Below are 18,404 nucleotides of genomic sequence, written 5' to 3'. Positions count from 1 at the left end.
TGGTTTGGTGAGGTATTGGCCTGGGTCATGCCGTCCCCAGAACGCCGCGTGCACCTCCCGCTACGGTGAATGTGCTCGACTGGGCGCATGAGGGCCCGCCACGACTGGCCGATCACCAGACGCATCACGATGTTCGCCGGCGTGATGGCGGCGTTGCTGTCCGCCCTGCTGGCCGCCGCGGTGATGCTCGCCATCCATCGCTACGCGACGGAGGACCGTACGAGCGAGATCGCCGCCGACGGGGGCCGGGTGGCGCACGAGCTGGAGCACGACGGGATCCGTCCGCCGCAGGTCGAGCACGCCGACCGGAACGTGCAGGTCGTCAACCCGAGCGGCGTCGTCGTCGCCTCCACCCCGCAGCTACGGGGCCGGCCGCCGATGGCCGGCTTCACCCCCATCCCCCGGGCCATGTCCACCGGGGTCGTGTGCGGCGGGGTCTTCCCCGGCGGAGACTGCCACATCGTGGTCGCGCAGTCGGCCTACCGGCAGGGGCAGGACTGGATCGTCTACAGCTCGGGCCCGACCGTGCCGCCCTACGTCACCCCGTGGCTGGCCGCGACCGTGCTCGGCGCGGCGACCCTCATGGCCGTGGCGATCACCATCCTCGGCCACCGCATCGTCACCACCGCGCTCAGGCCGGTGACGGCCATCCGCGCGGAGCTCGACACGGTCAGCGACACCTGCCCCGAGCGCCGGGTGCCCCTGCCGCCCGGCCGCGACGAGATCTACGACCTGGCCGTCAGCGTGAACCGTACCCTGGCCAGGCTGCACGCCGCGCTGGGCCAGCAGCGCCACTTCACCTCCGACGCCTCCCACGAGCTGCGCACCCCGATCGCGGCCATCCGCACCGAGGTGGAGGACGCCCTGTACGCGCCCGACGACACCACCGTGACCAAGCTCGGCACCGCGGTGCTGGGCAGCCTCGACCGGATCGAGGCCATCGTCGGCGACCTGCTGACCATCGCCCGGCTGGAGGCGCACCACCCGCTGACCTGCGAGCCGATCGACCTGGCCGCGCTCGTCACCGCCCAGTGCCGCGGCCGGGCCGGCACGCGCAAGAGCTTCTCGTACGAACTGCAGCCCGGCATCGTGGTCGACGGCGAGCAGGCCGGGCTGTCCCGCCTGCTCACCAGCCTGCTCGACAACGCCGAACGGCACGCCGCCTCCACCGTCACCCTCGTCGTGCGCCGGGAGAGCCCTGCCGAGCAGGACAGCGTGCGCTCCCCGAACGGCGTCGCCCGGCTGGAGGTGATCGACGACGGGCCGGGGATCGAGGCGGACAAGCGCGAGCTGGTCTTCCAGCGCTTCGCCCGCCTCGACACCGCCCGCGACCGGGACGCCGGCGGGACCGGGCTGGGGCTGGCGATCGCCCGGCAGATCGCGCAGGCGCACGGGGGCTCGCTCCGCCTGGAGGACAGCCACGGGCGCGGCGCCCGGTTCGTCCTGCGGCTCCCGCTCGCGGCCGATGCGAAAGCCGTGATCTGCTGAGGGCCTTTTGGGCGGCAGTTGCTTCAGGCGGGGGCGGCTAGGCCACGCGGAGATCGTCCATCGCGTCGCGGTCCCAGGCGATGCCGAGGCCGGGCACGTCGGGGGCGACGGCGTGGCCGTCCTCGACGGTCATCTCGGTCAGGGTGACGGCGCGCAGCTGCGGGATGTGCTCCACGTACGTGCCGGCCGGCACCGCCGCGACCAGGCTGACGTGCAGCTCCATCAGGAAATGCGGGCACAGCGCCACGTTGAACGCCTCCGCCAGGTGGGCCACCTTGAGCCACGGCGTGATGCCGCCCACCCTGGCCACGTCCGCCTGCACCACCGAGGCCGCGCCGCGGGCCAGGTAGTCGCGGAACTGCCCGACCGAGTACAGCGACTCCCCCACCGCCACCGGGATGGAGGTGGACCTGGCCAGCTCCCGGTGCCCCTGCACGTCGTCGGCCGGCAGCGGCTCCTCGAAGAAGCTCACCGCGTACGGCTCCAGCGCGTGCGCGCGCCGCCTGGCCTCCGCGTACGTCATGGACTGGTTCGCGTCCACCATGATGTCCATGCCGGGGCCGACGGCCTCGCGGACGGCGGCCACCCGTTCGGCGTCCTCCTCGGCGCGCGGCCGTCCGATCTTGAGCTTGACCCCGCGCAGGCCCGCGTCCCTGGCCGCCAGCGCGCCGCGCACCAGGTCCTCGGTGGGCAGGTGCAGCCAGCCGCCCTCGGTGTCGTACACGGGCACGGCGCGGCGGAAGCCGCCGGCCAGGCGCCACAGCGGCTCGCCGGCGCGCAGGCAGCGCAAGTCCCACAGCGCGGTGTCGACGGCGGCCAGCGCCAGGGACGTGATCGCGCCGACCGTCGTGGCGCGCGTGACGGCGAACAACTCCCGCCAGACCGCCTCCACCTCGCGCGCGTCACGGCCGTCGAGCAGGGGCAGCAGGTGGTCGCGCAGCATCGACAGCACGGCCCGGCCGCCGGTGCCGATCGTGTAGGAGTAGCCGGTGCCGGTGAGCCCGTCGTCCGTGCGCAGCTCCACGAACACGGTCTCCTGCTTGACGAACGCCTGCACGGCGTCCGTGCGCTCGGTCTCGACGGGGATGTCCACCAGGAAGGCGGCGGCGCTGACGATCTTCGTCACGTGGTCGGTCCAATCCGGAGGAAACGGTCGCGGGCGGCGGTGAGGTGGTCGCGCATCGCCTGCTCGGCCTCCTGCGCGCGGCCCGCGGTGAGGGCGTCGGCGATGCGGGCGTGCTCGGCCAGCGTGGGCTCGCCGCTGCGCCGGCCCTCGTACTCGATGCGGAACAGGTGCAGGTGGCAGTGCGTGCGCTGCAGCGACTCGCGCAGCGCCGGGCTGCCGGACAGCTCGGCGACCAGGTCGTGGAAGCGGGCGTCGTGGGCGGCGATGCCGTGGTAGTCCTCGTACCGGGTGCCCTGGGGGGCCTGCGGCACGCTGTCCAGCTCGGCGCGCACGCGGGCGGCGGCGTCCGGCGTGATCGCCTCGGCCGCGCGGCCCGCGGCCCACGGCTCCAGCAGCAGCCGGAGCTGGTAGAGGTCGGCGACCTGGGACGGGGTGAGCACGGGGGCGACCGAGTAGCCGCGCAGCGCCTGCTTGGTGAGCAGCCCCTCCGACTCCAGGGCGGCCAGCACCTCGCGCACCGGCGTCTGGGAGACGTCGAGGAGTCGGGCGACGGCGTAGATGTTCACGCGGGCGCCGGGTGCGAGGTCGCCGTTCATGATCAGGGCCTTGACGCGTTCGTAGACGTCCTCGGTGAGGACACTGCGGCGGGCGCGCCCTATTTGTGGGCTTTGCTGCTCACCTGTCACGGTCGCGTCCTTCCTGACCACTCTTGACGTACGCGGTGAAGCGTAGGCAACATGTGCGAAATCCAATAGGAAATATTACAGAGGATCGCGATGGCCACAACCTCCCGGAGCACCGTCCGCGGCCGGCTGCGCTGGTACATGATCAGTTACGTCTTCGCCGGGCTCGTCATCAACTACCTGGACCGGGCCAGCCTCGGCGTCGCCCTGCCGTTCATGGGCGAGACGTTCCGGCTCAGCAAGACCGAAGAGGGCATGATCCTCGCCGCCTTCTTCTGGTCCTACGACTTCTTCCAGCTCGCCGCCGGCTGGTTCGTCGACCGGTACGGGCCGCGCCGCACCTTCACGTTCGCGTCCGTGTGGTGGTCGCTGTTCACCTCACTGACCGCCCTGGCGAGCAGCTTCCTCACCCTGTTCGGCGTACGGCTGCTGCTCGGCGTCGGCGAGAGCCCCGCCGCCACCACCAGCGCCAAGGTCGTGGGCCGCTGGTTTCCCCGCCACGAACGCGCCCTCGCCACCGGCATCTGGGACTCCGGGTCGCGGGTCGGCGGCGTCATCGCGCTGCCCGTCGTCACCGGGCTCATCGCCTGGCTCGGCTGGCGCTGGACGTTCGCCGTGATCGGCGTCGTGGGACTGCTGTGGGCGTACGGATGGTGGCGCACCTACCGCGACCCGCAGGAGCACCCCCGCATCAGCGAGGAGGAACTGGCCTACCTGCGGGAGGGCGGGGCCCGCTTCGAGGGCGACGACCACGGCGAGGCCGACAAGATCCGCTGGCGGGACCTGTTCCGCTACCGCACGATCTGGGCCATGATGCTGGGCTTCTTCTGCCTCAACATGGTCGTCTACTTCTTCCTCACCTTCTTCCCCACGTACCTGGTGGAGGAGCGCGAGTTCAGCCTGCTGAAGCTCGGCCTGTTCGGCGCCCTGCCCGGCCTGGTCGCCATCGGCGGCGAATGGCTCGGCGGCTGGCTCGCCGACCGGCGCATCACGGCCGGCGACTCCGTGACCAAGGTCAGGAAACTGTTCATCTCCGGCGGCTTCCTCGTCTCGACCGTGATCGGCGTCGCCGTGTGGGTGCCGGAGGCGTGGATGGCGCTGGCACTGCTGTCGGTCGCGTACGCGGGCTCGACGTTCGCCGCCGCCAACATCTGGTCCCTGCCCGCCGACGTCGCCCCCGCCGACCGGTACGTGGCCTCCATCGGCGGCATCCAGAACTTCGCCTCGAACTTCGCCGGCATCGTCAGCCCCATCATGATCGGCGTCCTCGTGGATCGGACGTCGTCGTTCACCGTCCCGCTGATGGTGATCTCGGGGGTGGCGCTGCTGGGAGCGTTCACGTACGCGGTGATCCTGAAGCGAGTGGAACCGATCGGGGTGGCCGCACCACGCGGGTGACGTGGACGGGACGGCCGCGCCGCCCAGGCAACCTGAGCAGAGCCGCCGCGCCGCGCAGGCGTCCTGACCAAAACCCACCACGCCTCCACAACCGACCTGACCAGGACCGCCGGCCGCCCAGGCGACCTGACCAGGACCCACCACGCCTCCACAACCGACCTGACCAGGACCGCCACACCCCCCACAAGCACCCCGACCAGGACCACCACGCCTCGCACCCTGCGCCCCGGACCCTGCGCCATGCGCCTGTAGCCCTGTGCCTGGTGCGCCGGGCCGTGCGCCCTGCCATACACCTTGCGGCCCCGGGCCCCATACCCCGCGCCCCGCACCCTGCGCCTCGCGACCCGCACCCTGCGCCTTGCGCCCTGTGCCCTGCACCCTGCGCGCCGGGCGATGCGCCTTGCGCCCCGGAGCCTGCGCCTTGCGCGCCAGGCCATGCGCCTGCAGCCCTGCGCCTTGCGCGCCGGACCGTGTGCCCTGCGCCATTCGCCTTGCGGCCCTGGGCCCTATACGCCGCGGCCTGTGCCCTGTGCCCCGGAACCTGCGCCCTGCGCCATGCGCCTGCAGCCCTGCGCCTTGCGCGCCGGGCCGTGCGCCCTGCCATACACCTTGCGGCCCCGGGCCCTATACCCCGTGCCCCGCAACCCTGCGCCTCGCGACCCGCACCCTGCGCCATGTGCCCTGCGCCTCGCGACCCGCATCCTGCGCCCCGGACCCTGCGCCCTGCGCCCTGCGCCCCGGGCCATGTGCCTGCAGCCCTGCGCCTTGTGCGCCGGGCCGTGTGCCCTGCGCCATACGCCTTGCGACCCCGGGCCTTGCGCCCTGCACCTTGCACCCCGGACCCTGCACCCTGCGCCCCGGGCGTCGCGCCCTGCACCTTGCGCCCTGCGCCCTGCTCCTGCTCCTGCTCCTGCTCCTGCGGCCCAGTGCCCCGGGCCTTGTGCCCTTCACCTCGCGCCTTGCACCCTTGCGTCCCTACATCCCGCGCCCTGCGCCCCGGACCCTGCGCCCTCCGCCCCCTCAGCCTTGGGCCTTGAGCCCTGGGCCTTTACATGATCTTTCGGGGTTCGTTGCTTGGGTGGGCGCGAACCACGTCGTTCAAGCCCCTGGAGTGTCCATGAACGCAAGAACCACCCTCACCGCGGTCGCCACCGCCCTCTCCCTGTCCCTGCTCGCATCCGGCACGGCGGCGGCGGCGAGCGCCACGCCGCCCGACCCCGCACCCGGCGGCCCGCAGCGGCCCCACGAGCCCGATGTGGCAGGAACCCGGAACATCGACTCGCTGTCGGTGACGGCCACGCGCGGGCCGGACGGCCGGAGCCTGACCATCGCCTTCGACCGCCGCAGCCGCGCCGAGACCGGTCAGGTACCCGCTGGCGCCCGCCGGTTCGTGTTCCTGTTCGACCGCTCGGTGCGCTTCAACCCGGAAGCGTTTCCCACCTGCTCCCGTACGCTCATCGAGCAGCAGGGGGTGCAGGCGTGCCCCGAGGGCTCGCGTATCGGCGGCGGGCGCGGCGAGTACGCGACCGGAGAGGCCCAGGAGGTGCTCGCCTTCAACACCCGGATCGGCCCGCTGCCCGGAGTGCTGGTCGTCCTGCCCGCCTCCGGCGTGATCCTGGAGCAGACTCTGGAACGCGTATCCGTCCCCTACCAGAGGGATTACCGGTGGGCGCTGGACGAGATCCTGCCGCCGACGTCCGTACCGCCGCAGGAACGTGCCGGCACCGTTCGCTTCCAGCTCAGCTTCGGCGCCACCCGCCACCATCGGGGCCGCCTCGTGGGCTTCGCCGAGACCAGCGCTCGGCCGGGGAGCGTGCTCGGCTTCGGCTTGTGGAGCGAGTTCGTCACCGGCCAGGTGGTGCTGCCCACTGCCCGGACGCCGCTCGTGCTGAGCACCTCCACCGATAGGAACGCGTCAGCGATCGGGTAACCGCACTGTTGACGTCGCCAGCCGGGTAGCCGGACCGTTGACGTCGTCAGGCGGATAGCCGGGGACTGTTCGCGTCGTCAGGCGGACAGCCGGACCGTCGACGTCGTCAGGCGGATAGCCGGGGACTGTTCGCGTCGTCAGGCGGATAGCCGAGCCGTTGACGTCGTCAGGCGGACAGCCGGACCGTTGGCGTCGCCAGGCGGACAGCCGAGTTGTTAACGTTGCCAAACCTGGCCGCCCGTGCACCGCCGCAATCCAGGCAAGTCGCCTGAAGAGGACGGTGTCGGTACAGGCCAGGGCCGCGTCCAGCGCGCGGATGCGCGAGCGTGGCGAAGCGGCGACCCGAGCGGCGGGCCCGGCAGGATGAGCCGGGCTGATATCGTTCTCACGGTTGGTACAGGTGAAGGGGGTCAGGTGGCGGGTGCACGCCGGGAGGGCCGCCCCGCGGTGATCGGCGATGTCGCGCGGCTGGCCGGAGTGTCTCCCCAGACGGTGTCACGGGTGATGAACGAACGCCCCAACGTGCGCGAGGAGACGCGGCGGCGGGTGCTGGAGGCGATCCGGCAGCTCGACTACCGCCCCAACCTCATGGCGCGCGGGCTGGTCCGCCGTCAGGCGCACACCATCGGGGTGATCAGCTTCGACTCGGTGCTGTTCGGGCCGGCCTCCACGCTGCTGGGCATCGGACGGGCAGCGCGTGCCGCCGGTTACGGGGTCACCATCGTCACGCCCGAGGGATTCGACCGGGGCAGCATCATCGACGCGATGAGTGATCTGACGAGCCACACCGTGGCGGGCGTGATCACCGTCTTCCCGTCGCAACAGGCGGCCACGAACGCGCTGTTCAACCTGCCGGCCGGGCTGCCCGCCGTCGCAGTCGAGGCCGCCCCCGACGAGTCGGTGCCGACCGTGCGCATCGACCAGGCGGAGGGGGTGCGGATGGCGGTGGAGCACCTGCTGCGCCTGGGGCACTCGACGGTCTGGCACGTCTCGGGCCCGCGCGAGCGCATGGACGCGCAGGCGCGCATCGAGGCGTGGCGGAGCACGCTGGAGCAGGCCGGCCGGCCCACGCCCCAGGTGGTGGCCGGCGACTGGAGCGCCGAGTCCGGCTACCAGGCCGGGCTCGAGCTCGGCGAGCGCCAGGGTGTGACGGCGGTGTTCGCCGCCAACGACCACATGGCGCTCGGTCTGCTGCGCGCCTTCCACGAGCTGGGTGTGCGGGTGCCGGAGGATGTGAGCGTTGTCGGGTTCGACGACATCCCGGAGGCCGGCTACCTGATCCCGCCACTGACCACAGTCAGGCCAGATCATGGCGAGGTGGGCCGCCGCTCGGTGGAGGTGCTGCTGCGCCTGCTGGACGGGCAGGACGTCGAGGACGTTCCCTACGTGGTACCGACGCTGGTGCGGCGCGCGAGCACCGCAGCAGCGCCGAACTGACCAAAGGCCACGCCAGACTCAGCGGTCGCCGCACACCAGGCTGACCAAAGACCACGCCAGACTCAGCGGTCGCCGCACACCAGGCTGACCAAAGACCACGCCAGACTCAGCGGTCGCCGCACACCAGGCTGACCAAAGACCACGCCAGACTCAGCGGTCGCCGCACACCAGGCTGACCAAAGACCACGCCAGACTCAGCGGTCGCCGCACACCAGGCTGACCAAAGACCACGCCAGACTGAGCGATGGCCGCACACCAGGCTGATCGGGTTTGTGCCGGGCTGGTCGGAGTTCCTCCTGGGCCGGCCAGGTCGATGATCTTGGCCTACGTGATGCCGGCCGGGGTCGACCAGCGCACCGTACGCAGCGGTGCCTGTGTGCCCGATCTACCACGACCTGTGAGCCCCTGACCGGGTTGCGCTACACCGCTCTTGCCGGAGAACGCACGTTTCGCCGACCTTGCCGGAGAACCATGTTTCGCGAGCCTTGCCTGGCGGCACGAGCCGGCGGCCTTGACTGACTGATGCCCGTCCTGGCTAAGCGCGACTGACCGGTGCCCGTTCTGCCTGAGCGCGACTGACCGGTGCCCGTTATGCCTGAGTGCGGGTCAGCGCAGTGCGTAGCCTCCGTCGGGGTAGAGGGTGGAGCCGGTCATGTACGTGTTGGTGAACAGGAACATGACGGCGTCCGCCACCTCGCTCTCCCTGCCCGGCCGGGCGAGCAGCGCGTCGCGGGAGTATTGGGCGAAGGCGGACTCGCGTACCTCGTCGGAGCGTTGCCGCCACAGGTTGCCGTCGATGGTGCCCGGGGAGACGACGTTCACCCGTACGGGCGCCAGCTCGACCGCCAGCCCGCGGCCGAGCCCTTCGATCGCCGCGTTGCACGCGACGTAGGCGGGTGCGGGGGCGGGTGGGCGGACCGAGGCGGCGCCTGCCATCAGGACGATCGAGGCGTCGGCGGTGAGCTTGGGCAGGGCGAGCCGCACCGCGTGGTACTGGCCCCAGAACTTCGACGTGAACGGGCTCTGCGCCTCCTCGTCGCTCAGCTCGCGCATCGGGCCCGTGGTGTAGGTGGCGGCCGGGGTGAAGAGGTGGTCCACCTGGTCCACCGCGTCGAAGAACGCGGACAGCGACTCCTGGTCGGCGGTGTCCACCACCCGCCAGGACACGACGCCCGAAGACACGACGCCCGAAGACACGACGCCCGAAGACACGACGCCCGAAGACACGACGCCCGAAGACACGACGCCCGAAGACACGACGCCCGAAGACACGACGCCCGAAGACACGACGCCCGAAGACACGACGCCCGAAGACACGACGCCCGAAGACACGACGCCCGAAGACACGACGCCCGAAGACACGACGCCCGAAGACGCAGCAGGCATGGAGGCCGTGGGTGAGGGGCTGGTTCCGGTGAGGGTGGCGGCTGCGGCCTCGAGGCGGGACGGGGTGCGGCCGCCGAGTACCACCCGGCCGCCTGCCGCGACCACCCGCCGCGCCACCTCCAGCCCGATCCCCGCCCCGCCACCGATGATGACCGCTGTCCGCCCGTTCACGCGACCTCCTCGACGGGCCTGAACGGGTAGGGGAGGCCGAACGCGGCGGGCCCGAACACCGCGAGCGCCTCGGGGGTGCGCATGAGGGCGGGGGTGGAGATGCCGACGACGGTGATCCGCTGGCCGTACCGGAGGCTCTCGGTGGTGATGGGCTCGGCCTGCTCGGACTCCAGCACGCACACCAGGTCGGGGACGATGCAGCGCGGCTCGCCGTCCACGAGGGCGACCAGGTGCTCGTTCTGGAACATGAGCTCCAGCTCGTGCCGCCCGTCGAACGACACGGCCGCGGCCCTGCCGCGCGCGAAGCCGGCCTCGGTGCGCCGTTCGACGTCGGTGACCTTGCCGCGGAACAGCACGCGCAGGTGCCCGTACAGGGTGTCGCGCAGCGCGTCGGCCAGGGCCGCGACGGGGTCGGCGGCGCGGGAGCGGGCTTCGCGGAGTGTGCGGCCGACGGTGCGGGCCAGGGTCAGTGTGCGGGGTACGGCGGTGCGTTTGACCTGGGCGCCGGTCATGGCGTACTCGGCGATGTGGGCGACACCGCCGAGGCGGATCGTGACGCCGCGGGCCAGCCATTCCATGCGCGCGTTGTCGGCGCCGGTGTCGATGATGGCGCTCTCGCCGCGTTCGCCGGCCACGGCCATGGCGAGCCCGGCACCCCGTACACGGCGAAGGTCTCCATCTGCAGCTCGGGGAAGGCGCGGCCCATGCCGTCGGCGTCGACGACGGGCAGGCCGGTCGTGGCGGCCACGACGAGCGGGATCATCGAGTTGATGCCGCCGCACTCGATCGGCATGGTGGCGTCGGCGCGCCGGCCCAGGTGCGCCTCCAGCGCGCGCAGGGCGGCGACGGGCTCGGTGCCGCGCGGCAGCTTCTCGTGCACGACGGTCGGGGCGCCCATCTGGGCGGTGGGGATGACGAGCGTGTCGTCGTCGAGGTCGTCGGGGTCGAGCACGGTGATGGGGCCGTGCTCGCGGATCGCCTCGCGGACGAGCAGGTGCCCGACGTACGGGTCACCGCCGCCGCCCGTGCCGAGGACGGCGGCGCCGCGCGCCAGGTCGGGCAGGTCGTCCTCGGTCAGCTCCCAGCTCATAGGGCGGCCCGCCCGGGGTCGAGGTCGTGGCCGGAGGAAGGGGTGGCCCGCCCGGGGTCGAGGTCGTGGCCGGAGGAAGGGGTGGCCCGCCCGGGGTCGAGGTCGTCGTCGGAGAAGGGGGTGGCCGCCCGCCCGGGATCGAGGTCGTGGCCGGAGGAGGGGGTGGCCTGCCCGGGGTCGAGGTCGTCGCCGGAGAAGGGGGTGGCCCGCCCAGGGGCGAGGTCGTGGCCGGAGCCGCCTTCGGCCCGCACGGGGTCGAGGTCGTAGCCGAAGTAGCGGGGGCCGGCCAGGGCGAGGCCCTCGGGGGTGTGCCAGCGCGGGTCGGCGGGCGCGGCGATGACGGTGACGCGCTGCCCGAACCGCAGCGCCTCGGTGGTGACGGCCTCGCCGCTCTCGCGGTCGAGGGTGCAGATCAGGTCCGGTACGGTCGCCCGCACCTGCCCGTCCACCTCGGCGACCAGGTACTCGTTCTGGAAGCGCAGGATCAGCTCGCTCCCGGCGTCGCCGTCGAGGCCGGACAGGGTGGCGGTGCCGCGCGCGAAACCGGTGACGGTGCGCCGCTCGACGTCGGTGACCTTGCCGGTGAACAGGGTGGTGCCGCCGAGCCGGGCGACGACGGCGGCCACGGGGTCGGTGTGCGCGGCGCGGGCCTCGCGGACGAGCCGGCCCAGCTCGGCGCAGAGGCTGAGGGTGCCGGGCACGAGCGAGTCGCGGGCCTGGGCGCCGGTCATCGCGTACGAGCTGATCATGGCGGAGCAGCCCATGTCGATGGTGGCGGAGCGGGCCAGGCGTTCGGCCCAGTGGTTGTCCACGGTGTCGAGGACGGCGCGGTTGCCCTTCTCGTCGGCGATGGCCATGGGGGTGGCGCGCACGCCGTACAGGGTGGGCAGGACCATCTGGATCTCGGGGAAGGCGCGTCCCATGCCGTCGGCGTCCACAAGGGGGAGCCCGAGCTGGGCGGCGGCGACGACCGGGATGAGGGAGTTGACGCCGCCCGCCTCGGAGCAGGCGATGTGGGTCAGGCCGCTGCCGAGGTAGCCGCTGAGGGCGCCCGCGGCGGCGGAGACCTGGTCGACGGAGGGCAGTTTCTCCACCATGACGGTGGGCGCGCCCATCATGGCGACCTGGACGAGGGCGGCCTCGCCGGGCAGCTCGTCGAGCGTGCACAGTTTGACGGGGCCGTACTCGCGCACGGCGGAGGCGGCCAGGAGGCGGCCGATGTGCGGGTCGCCGCCGCCGCCCGTGCCGAGGATGGCGGCGCCGGTCGCGATGTCGTCCAGGTCCGCCAGGGTGATCTCGCGCATGTGGTGTCAGCGTCCCTTCGCGTCGGTGAGCTGGAGTTCGCCCACGGCCTTGGCCCTGATGCGGGTGGCGTTGCCGGGCAGGTACGGGATCGGCACCTCGTCGAAGTCCACGATCTGCACGGTCGAGGGGGACGCGCCGGCGGCGACGGCCCGGTCCACGGCCTCCTGCTTGGCGGCGTCCACGACGGCGTCGCGGCGGCCGGGCTCCACGGCGTACACGCGGTCCACCTCGCCGCCGATCTGGGCGATGGCGGCACCGATGGCGTTGGCGACGGCGTAGTGGTCGGGACGGCGTACCTCGCCGGCGCCGGCCAGCTCGTCGGGCAGGAGCACGGAGCCGCCGCCGACGGCCACGACGGGCAGCGGCTCGGCGGAGGTGCGCATGCGCTCGACCACGTCGGCGACGTCGGCGGCGATGCGCCGCAACGCCGCCTCGACCAGGCTCTTGTCGAGGTGGGCGACGAGGGAGGGGTCGCCGATCTCGGCGCGGCCGGCGGCCACGGCGATGTCGGTGGCGGTCAGCGTGTCGCCGCCGAACACGAGCGCCTTGCTGGTCAGCTCGTAGCCGACGGAGTCGGGCCCGACCGCGCCGTCCCTGACCCGGCTGCCGCCGCCGATGCCGATGGACAGCACGTCCGGCATGCGGAAGTTGGTGCGGATGCCGGCCACGGTGACGTCGGTGGTGGCCTCGCGCGGGAAGCCGTGCCGCAGCACGCCGACGTCGCTGGTGGTGCCGCCGACGTCCACGACCGCGCAGGTGTCGAGCCCTGACAGGACGGCGGCGCCGCGCATGGAGTTGGTGGGCCCGGATGCGAACGTTGCCACGGGGTAGCGGCGGGCGAAGTCGACGTCCATGAGGGTGCCGTCGTTCTGGCTGAGGTAGAGCGGCGCGGTGATGCCGGCGCCGGAGACGGAGGAGGCCAGGCCGTCCACGATGTGGGCGGCCAGCTCGCGCAGCGCGGCGTTGATGATGGTGGCGTTCTCCCGCTCCAGCAGCCCGATGCGGCCGATCTCGGAGGACAGCGAGATGGCCACGTCCGGCAGCTCGGCGGCGACGATCTCCGCGGCGCGCGCCTCGAACTCGGCGTTGACCGGCGAGAACACCGACGTGATCGCGACGCTGCGGACCCCGGCCTGGCCCATGTCGGCGGCGGCCTTGCGCACCTCGGCCTCGTCCAGCTCGGCGATGTGCCGGCCGTCGAACTCGTGGCCGCCGTGCACCAGGTAGCCGCGCCCGGACACCGCCTCGATCAGCCGGCCCGGCCAGTCGACCATCGGCGGCAGCGACGCCCCGGCGGGCAGGCTCAGCCGCAGCGCCGCCGTCGGGGCCAGCCTGCGGGCCTCGACCAGGGCGTTGATGAAGTGCGTGGTGCCGATCATCACGGCCCGCACGTCCGCCGGGTCGAACGGCCGCTGCTCCTGCAGCCCCGCGATGGCGGCCACGATGCCGGAGGTGACGTCGGCGGTGGTGCTGGTCTTGACGGCGGCGAGCACCTGCCGCCCGTCCAGGAGGACGGCGTCGGTGTTGGTGCCGCCCACGTCGATGCCGATACGCACGGAATATCCCCTCACTTGTCTTCTCAGGCCCGCACCAGCTCGGTACGGCTCTCCCCCACGCCCCGCACCAGGCCCAGCTTCCCGGCCACCACGTACAGGACGAACGCCACGACCAGCGCGTTGATGCTGCCCAGCCCGACCTCGACGAACCTGCCGACCAGCGCCGCGACCAGCCAGATCACCAGCGTGGCCGGCACCCACGCCGGGGCCCGCTCGGGCAGTCCCCCGCCCGCCCTGGCGGCCTCCAGGTCGCCGCGCCAGCGCCGGACCACGAAGTACTCGGCGACCATGATCCCGGCGATCGGCGGGAACGCCACGCCCAGCAGCGTCAGGAACTCGGTGAAGGCGTCGAGGATGCCGGCCGCGGCCAGCACGCTGCCGACCAGGCCGATGAGCGCGGTGGCCAGGCCGCGGTGCACGCGCCTGCCGAAGACGGTGCCGACGAAGTTCACCAGGCCGAGGCCGGAGGAGTACAGGTTCCAGTCGTTGATCTTCACGGTGCCGGCGACGATGACGAGGATCCCGACCCAGCCCACCGACGAGGTGACGATGGTGGTGATCTCGCTGGTGCCGACGGCGTGCGCGAGCAGGACGCCGGCCAGGCCGATGACGTACTCGCCGAGGGTGACGCCGAGCACCGTCTGCTTGACCACGTCCGCGACGCTGCGGTTGAACCGGGTCATGTCGGGCGTGATGATCGAGCCCACGATGAACCCGCCGGCGACCAGCGTCGTCCCCTGCAGCAGCGTGAGCTGCGGGCCCGGCGGCGCCGACGCCATCAGCGCGCCCACGTCGTGGCGCGACAGCTCGCTGATGATCGACCAGCCGACCAGGACGAGGAACGCGGGCACGGTGACGTACGCCGTCCAGGCCATCGAGCCGAAGCCCCACAGCACGATCGCCGTCACCACCAGCCCGAACACGAGCGACCAGCCCCACTCGGGCAGCACGCCCACCAGGGCGGCCAGCCCCTGCGCGGAGACCGCCGACTGGATGCCGAACCAGCCGACGAGGCTGATGCCGATCGCCAGCCCGATCAGCGCGGACCCGGACCGGCCGAACCCCGTCCAGCGGGCCAGCATGGACGTGGACAGCCCCTCCCGCACCCCGATGACGCCGACGAAGACGGCCACGACCTCCAGGATGACGGCACCCAGGGTGAGCGCGAGGAACGCCTCCCAGAACCCCATCCCGAAGCCGAGCGTGGCGCCGAGCAGGAACTGGCTGAGCGCGGAGACCTGGCCGAACCGTTGGACGGCGACCGACCACCAGGAGTAGCGGGCGCTCGGGGGGACCCTGGTGAGCGCGTAATCGTCGACACCGACAGCAGAGGACATGCCGGGCTCCTTCGCTTACAAGCGGGGACGGGGTGCTTGGCGGCCACCATATGCGCTGGTCAGACCGGAGTCAGTGGTGACATCACACAGCCTTGGCGGCTCGGCCGTGCATCATGCACACCCTCGCTCGCGTCCGTTCAAGAAGAGGAAGCCCGCACTTTAGAGTGGTGAAGTGGAACAGCGAACCTACAACCAGTACTGCGCGACCGCGCGCACCCTCGACCTCGTCGGCGAGCGCTGGACGCTGCTGCTGATCCGCGAGCTGCTGACCGGGCCGAAACGGTTCGGGGATCTGCAGGCCAGCCTGCGCGGCCTCGGCACCGGCCTGCTCGCCGCCCGCCTGAAGCAGCTCGAACGCGAGGGGCTGGCCCACAAGATCACCCTCCCGCCGCCCGCCCGCACCCCCGCCTACGCCCTCACCGAGGCCGGCGAAGAGCTCGGCCCCGCCGTCCTGGAGCTGGCCCGGTGGGGGCTGAAGTGGGCGATGGGCGAGCGGCGCGACGGCGAGACGTTCCACCCCGGCTGGGCGGTGCTCGGGCTGCGCGCCTGCTTCGCCCCGGAGGCCGCCGCCGGGCTCCGGGCGACGTACGAGTTCCGCGTCGGCGACGAGGTCTTCCACGCCCGGGTCGAGGACGGCACCATCGACACCCTGCACGGGCCCGCCCAGCGTCCGGACGCCGTCGTCACGATCGGCGAGGAGGCGTTCCTCGACCTGACCGGCCAGCGGCTCACCCTGGCCGAGGCCATCGACGGCGGCACCGCGACGACCAGCGGCGACGAGAAGGCGCTGCGCAGGCTGAAGGACCTGTTCCGACTGCCACCGCCGCGCTCCCGCGTGGCGCCCGGCTGAGGCAGCCGGGCCGCGATCTCGTCGTTGGTCCTGGTGCCGTCCATGCCGGGCAGCGGAGATCGACGTGCTGCGCGCGATGGCCGACGTCGGCGCGGGCTCGGCGTTTGACATCGGAAAGTGTGAGTGGTTTATTACTCACATGACGACGAGCCGAGCACGACAGCTGTCCACCGCCGACGAGCGCCGGGAGACGGTGCTCGCCACCGCCATCGGCGCCTTCGCGGCCCGCGGCTACTGGGGCACGACCACGACGGAGGTGGCCAAGGCGGCGGGCATCTCCCAGGCCTACGTCTACCGGCTGTTCCCGAGCAAGGAGTCGCTGTTCGTGGCGGTCGTCGAGCACTGCTTCGTGAAGGTGCGCGGCGCGCTGGAGCAGGCGGTGGCCACCCACGGCGGCGGCTCGCCCGAGACCGTCCTGCACGCGATGGGCGACGCCTACGCACAGCTCATCAGCGACAACGACCTGATGCTGATCCAGTTGCACGCCCAGGCGGCGGCGGTGTCCGAGCCGGCCGTGCGCGAGGCGGTCCGGCAGGGCTACGCCCGGCTGGTGGAGTACGTGCGCGGCGCCTCCGGCGGCGGCGAGGCCCAGGTCCAGGACTTCTTCGCCACGGGCATGCTGTGCCACCTGCTGGTGTCCATCGGCGCCGACGAGGTGCAGGCGCCCTGGACGCGGACTCTGTCGGCGGGCATCACGCACTACTGAGCCCTCCCGGGCGATCCGCCCGGGACGGCGCCGGCGGGGCTCGAGCCCCGCCTTCCTTTGCCACACAACACTGAGTGGTCAACCACACACTTCTGGAGTCGGAGATGCGTAAGACAGCCACGGGCCCGGCGCTCGCGGCCTTGGCCGCGGCGCAGTTCCTCGTCGTGCTCGGCAACTCGATCGTCAACGTGGCGCTCCCGCAGATCCGGGACGGCGCCGGGCTTTCCGACGGCGGCACGACGTGGGTCGTCAACGCCTACGGGCTGGCGTTCGGCGCCCTGCTGCTGGCCGGCGGGCGGGCCGCGGACCTGCTGGGCCATCGCAGGCTCCTGCTGGGCGGGCTGGCGGTCTTCGGAGCGGCCTCGGCCGTGTCGGGCCTGGCGTCCTCGGCGGGGGTGCTGATCACGGCCCGCGCCGTGCAGGGGGTGGGCGCGGCGGCGATCGCCCCGGCCGCGCTGGCCGTGGTGATGGGCCTGTTCCCGCCCGGCCCCGGCCGGGCCAGGGCGCTCGGGGTGTGGGGCGCGGTCTCGGGTGCCGGCGGCGCCGCCGGGGTGCTCCTGGGCGGCCTGCTGGCCCAGGCGTGGGGCTGGCGGGCGCTGTTCCTCGCCGTCACCGCCGGCGCCTTCGCGGTGCTGCTCGCCGTCGCGCTCGGCACCCCGCGCGCCCAGCCGCGCGGCGGCGGCCGGTTCGACCCGCTCGGCACCCTGGCGATCACGCTGTCCCTGACCGGCCTGGTATGGGGGCTGAGCACGGCCCGCGCCCAAGGCTGGACCGATGGGCGCGTCCTGGGCGCCTTCGCCCTCGCCGCCGTGCTCGGCGCGGTGTTCGTCCTGGTGGAACGCCGGCATCCCGATCCGCTGGTGCCGCCGCGGCTGGTGCGGGGCGGCCGGGTGGCCGCCGGAAACCTGCTGATGGCCCTGTTCGGGTCGGTGTGGCTCGCGCTGTTCTTCTTCCTGCCGCTCTACCAGCAGGAGGTCCTCGGCGAGAGCCCGCTGCTCACCGGTCTGGGCCAGCTTCCGCTCGCCGGCGCCATCATGGCCGGCTCCGCGTTGTCCGCACGGCTCACCGCCCGGCTCGGGCCCCGCCGTACGCTGCTGTCCGCCCTGCTCGTGCAGGCCGCCGGGACGCTGTGGCTAGCGCGGATCAGCGCCGGAGGCTCCTACCTCGCCGACGTGCTCGGTCCGAGCGTCCTCATCGGGCTCGGCCTCAGCGTCGCCTTCATCCAGCTCACCGACCTGTCCATGGACGGGGTCGCCAGGGAGGACTCCGGAACGGCCGGCGGGCTGGTGAACACCACCCGCCAGGTCGGCGGCGCGATCGGCCTGGCCGTCCTGGCCACGCTGGCCGGATCGGTCACCGCGGGCTCCACTTCGCCGCACCTCCAGGCCCTCACCGACGGCTACCGCGCGGCGTTCACCGCCTCGGCCGCCGTCCTGCTCGCCACGGCCGTCCTGGCCGCCTGTCTCACCCGTCCGACCGAAAGGAACCCCGAAATGCGCACCATCGACGAGACCGCCCCCGTGATCGTCCGCCTGTCCACCACCATCGACGCCCCGATCGAGCGGGTGTGGGCGCTGCACACCGGCATCGACGCCTGGCCGAGCTGGAACGACGCCATCGACACCGCCACGCTCACCGGCCCCGTCGAGCCCGGCAGCTCCTTCCGGTGGACCACCCACGGCCTGGACATCACCTCCACCGTCTTCGAGGTCGTCCCCGGCGAGCGGATCGTGTGGGGCGGCCCGGCCGGCGGCATCGACGGCGTGCACGTCTGGACGTTCACCGCCGACGGCGGCCGCGTCACCGTCCGCACCGAGGAGTCGTGGGCCGGGGCGCCCGTCGAGGCCGCCGCCGAGCAGCTCCGCCAGGCCCTGCACGCCTCACTCCAGTCCTGGCTCGCGGCCCTGAAGACCCGCGCCGAGCAGCCCGCCCGATGACCAC

The 18,404-nt window shown here is 72.7% G+C and carries 15 protein-coding genes; 7 read left to right on the top strand and 8 right to left on the bottom strand.

All coding sequences use genetic code 11. The features are described 5' to 3' along the window. The first annotated feature begins 87 nt into the window (after positions 1 to 87). Complete coding sequence (locus tag KIS93_RS01560) at positions 88 to 1,488, top strand: sensor histidine kinase (RefSeq protein ID WP_186403525.1); 1,401 nt, start codon at positions 88 to 90, stop codon at positions 1,486 to 1,488. A 37-nt stretch (positions 1,489 to 1,525) separates the two neighbouring features. Here KIS93_RS01560 and KIS93_RS01555 read toward each other — a convergent pair whose 3' ends face one another. Next, the gene (locus tag KIS93_RS01555; protein WP_080037711.1) at positions 1,526 to 2,614 is read right to left on the bottom strand and encodes a mandelate racemase/muconate lactonizing enzyme family protein; all 1,089 of its coding nucleotides are present in this window, start codon (positions 2,612 to 2,614) and stop codon (positions 1,526 to 1,528) included. Beyond that, the gene (locus tag KIS93_RS01550; RefSeq protein ID WP_222107172.1) at positions 2,611 to 3,300 is read right to left on the bottom strand and encodes a GntR family transcriptional regulator; all 690 of its coding nucleotides are present in this window, start codon (positions 3,298 to 3,300) and stop codon (positions 2,611 to 2,613) included. Before KIS93_RS01550 ends, KIS93_RS01555 begins: the two co-directional genes overlap by 4 nt. Before the next feature lie 90 nt (positions 3,301 to 3,390). On the opposite strand from KIS93_RS01550, the gene KIS93_RS01545 reads away from it, so the two are divergent. The 3 genes from KIS93_RS01545 to KIS93_RS01535 all read left to right on the top strand — a co-directional run bounded on the left by KIS93_RS01545 (position 3,391) and on the right by KIS93_RS01535 (position 8,062). Next, the gene (locus KIS93_RS01545) at positions 3,391 to 4,695 is read left to right on the top strand and encodes an MFS transporter (RefSeq protein ID WP_080037709.1); all 1,305 of its coding nucleotides are present in this window, start codon (positions 3,391 to 3,393) and stop codon (positions 4,693 to 4,695) included. Positions 4,696 to 5,812: 1,117 nt separating this feature from the next. Then, a complete protein-coding gene (locus tag KIS93_RS01540) occupies positions 5,813 to 6,625 on the top strand; it encodes a hypothetical protein (RefSeq protein WP_080037708.1) in 813 nt (270 codons plus the stop codon). Positions 6,626 to 7,039: 414 nt separating this feature from the next. Continuing rightward, complete coding sequence (locus KIS93_RS01535; RefSeq protein ID WP_230466066.1) at positions 7,040 to 8,062, top strand: LacI family DNA-binding transcriptional regulator; 1,023 nt, start codon at positions 7,040 to 7,042, stop codon at positions 8,060 to 8,062. Between the two features lie 606 nt (positions 8,063 to 8,668). Here the strand turns inward: KIS93_RS01535 and KIS93_RS64390 are convergent. The 6 genes from KIS93_RS64390 to KIS93_RS01505 form a co-directional block, all read right to left on the bottom strand. Further along, positions 8,669 to 9,229 (bottom strand): SDR family oxidoreductase, encoded by a 561-nt coding sequence (locus KIS93_RS64390; RefSeq protein WP_230466467.1) that lies wholly within the window; start codon positions 9,227 to 9,229, stop codon positions 8,669 to 8,671. Positions 9,230 to 9,615: 386 nt separating this feature from the next. Continuing rightward, positions 9,616 to 10,197, bottom strand: coding sequence for a DUF917 domain-containing protein (locus tag KIS93_RS68245; protein ID WP_329607763.1), 582 nt, complete (start codon positions 10,195 to 10,197; stop codon positions 9,616 to 9,618). Then, the gene (locus KIS93_RS68240) at positions 10,128 to 10,709 is read right to left on the bottom strand and encodes a DUF917 domain-containing protein (protein ID WP_329607697.1); all 582 of its coding nucleotides are present in this window, start codon (positions 10,707 to 10,709) and stop codon (positions 10,128 to 10,130) included. Before KIS93_RS68240 ends, KIS93_RS68245 begins: the two co-directional genes overlap by 70 nt. Further along, positions 10,706 to 12,013 (bottom strand): DUF917 domain-containing protein, encoded by a 1,308-nt coding sequence (locus tag KIS93_RS01515; RefSeq protein ID WP_222107170.1) that lies wholly within the window; start codon positions 12,011 to 12,013, stop codon positions 10,706 to 10,708. Before KIS93_RS01515 ends, KIS93_RS68240 begins: the two co-directional genes overlap by 4 nt. 6 nt (positions 12,014 to 12,019) lie before the next feature. Beyond that, a complete protein-coding gene (locus KIS93_RS01510; RefSeq protein ID WP_080037705.1) occupies positions 12,020 to 13,570 on the bottom strand; it encodes a hydantoinase/oxoprolinase N-terminal domain-containing protein in 1,551 nt (516 codons plus the stop codon). A gap of 23 nt (positions 13,571 to 13,593) precedes the next feature. Continuing rightward, on the bottom strand, positions 13,594 to 14,907 hold the full coding sequence (locus tag KIS93_RS01505; protein WP_168006878.1) for a purine-cytosine permease family protein: 1,314 nt from the start codon (positions 14,905 to 14,907) through the stop codon (positions 13,594 to 13,596). Between the two features lie 172 nt (positions 14,908 to 15,079). Here KIS93_RS01505 and KIS93_RS01500 point away from each other — a divergent pair, with 172 nt between their 5' ends. From KIS93_RS01500 to KIS93_RS01490, 3 genes are all read left to right on the top strand, one after another. Further along, a complete protein-coding gene (locus KIS93_RS01500) occupies positions 15,080 to 15,757 on the top strand; it encodes a winged helix-turn-helix transcriptional regulator (protein WP_080037704.1) in 678 nt (225 codons plus the stop codon). Positions 15,758 to 15,896: 139 nt separating this feature from the next. After that, positions 15,897 to 16,463 (top strand): TetR/AcrR family transcriptional regulator, encoded by a 567-nt coding sequence (locus tag KIS93_RS01495; protein WP_080037703.1) that lies wholly within the window; start codon positions 15,897 to 15,899, stop codon positions 16,461 to 16,463. 104 nt (positions 16,464 to 16,567) lie between these two features. After that, positions 16,568 to 18,400 carry an MFS transporter gene (locus KIS93_RS01490; RefSeq protein WP_080037702.1) on the top strand — a complete coding sequence of 611 codons (1,833 nt, stop codon included), beginning with the start codon at positions 16,568 to 16,570 and terminating at the stop codon, positions 18,398 to 18,400. Positions 18,401 to 18,404: the final 4 nt, after the last annotated feature.

Origin of the sequence: [Actinomadura] parvosata subsp. kistnae, assembly GCF_900323885.1 — a bacterium.
Lineage (GTDB): Bacteria > Actinomycetota > Actinomycetes > Streptosporangiales > Streptosporangiaceae > Nonomuraea > Nonomuraea composti.
Note: the sequence above shows the minus strand (reverse complement) of the source record. Positions and strands in the feature narration are given on the sequence as shown.

Bases quoted from the DNA above. Each gene is read 5' to 3' on its own strand.
- KIS93_RS01560 (WP_186403525.1), top strand. From the start codon at position 88: ATGAGGGCCCGCCACGACTGGCCGATCACCAGACGCATCACGATGTTC.
- KIS93_RS01545 (WP_080037709.1), top strand. From the start codon at position 3,391: ATGGCCACAACCTCCCGGAGCACCGTCCGCGGCCGGCTGCGCTGGTAC.
- KIS93_RS01540 (WP_080037708.1), top strand. From the start codon at position 5,813: ATGAACGCAAGAACCACCCTCACCGCGGTCGCCACCGCCCTCTCCCTG.
- KIS93_RS68245 (WP_329607763.1), bottom strand. From the start codon at position 10,197: ATGGAATGGCTGGCCCGCGGCGTCACGATCCGCCTCGGCGGTGTCGCC.
- KIS93_RS68240 (WP_329607697.1), bottom strand. From the start codon at position 10,709: ATGAGCTGGGAGCTGACCGAGGACGACCTGCCCGACCTGGCGCGCGGC.
- KIS93_RS01515 (WP_222107170.1), bottom strand. From the start codon at position 12,013: ATGCGCGAGATCACCCTGGCGGACCTGGACGACATCGCGACCGGCGCC.
- KIS93_RS01505 (WP_168006878.1), bottom strand. From the start codon at position 14,907: ATGTCCTCTGCTGTCGGTGTCGACGATTACGCGCTCACCAGGGTCCCC.
- KIS93_RS01495 (WP_080037703.1), top strand. From the start codon at position 15,897: ATGACGACGAGCCGAGCACGACAGCTGTCCACCGCCGACGAGCGCCGG.
- KIS93_RS01490 (WP_080037702.1), top strand. From the start codon at position 16,568: ATGCGTAAGACAGCCACGGGCCCGGCGCTCGCGGCCTTGGCCGCGGCG.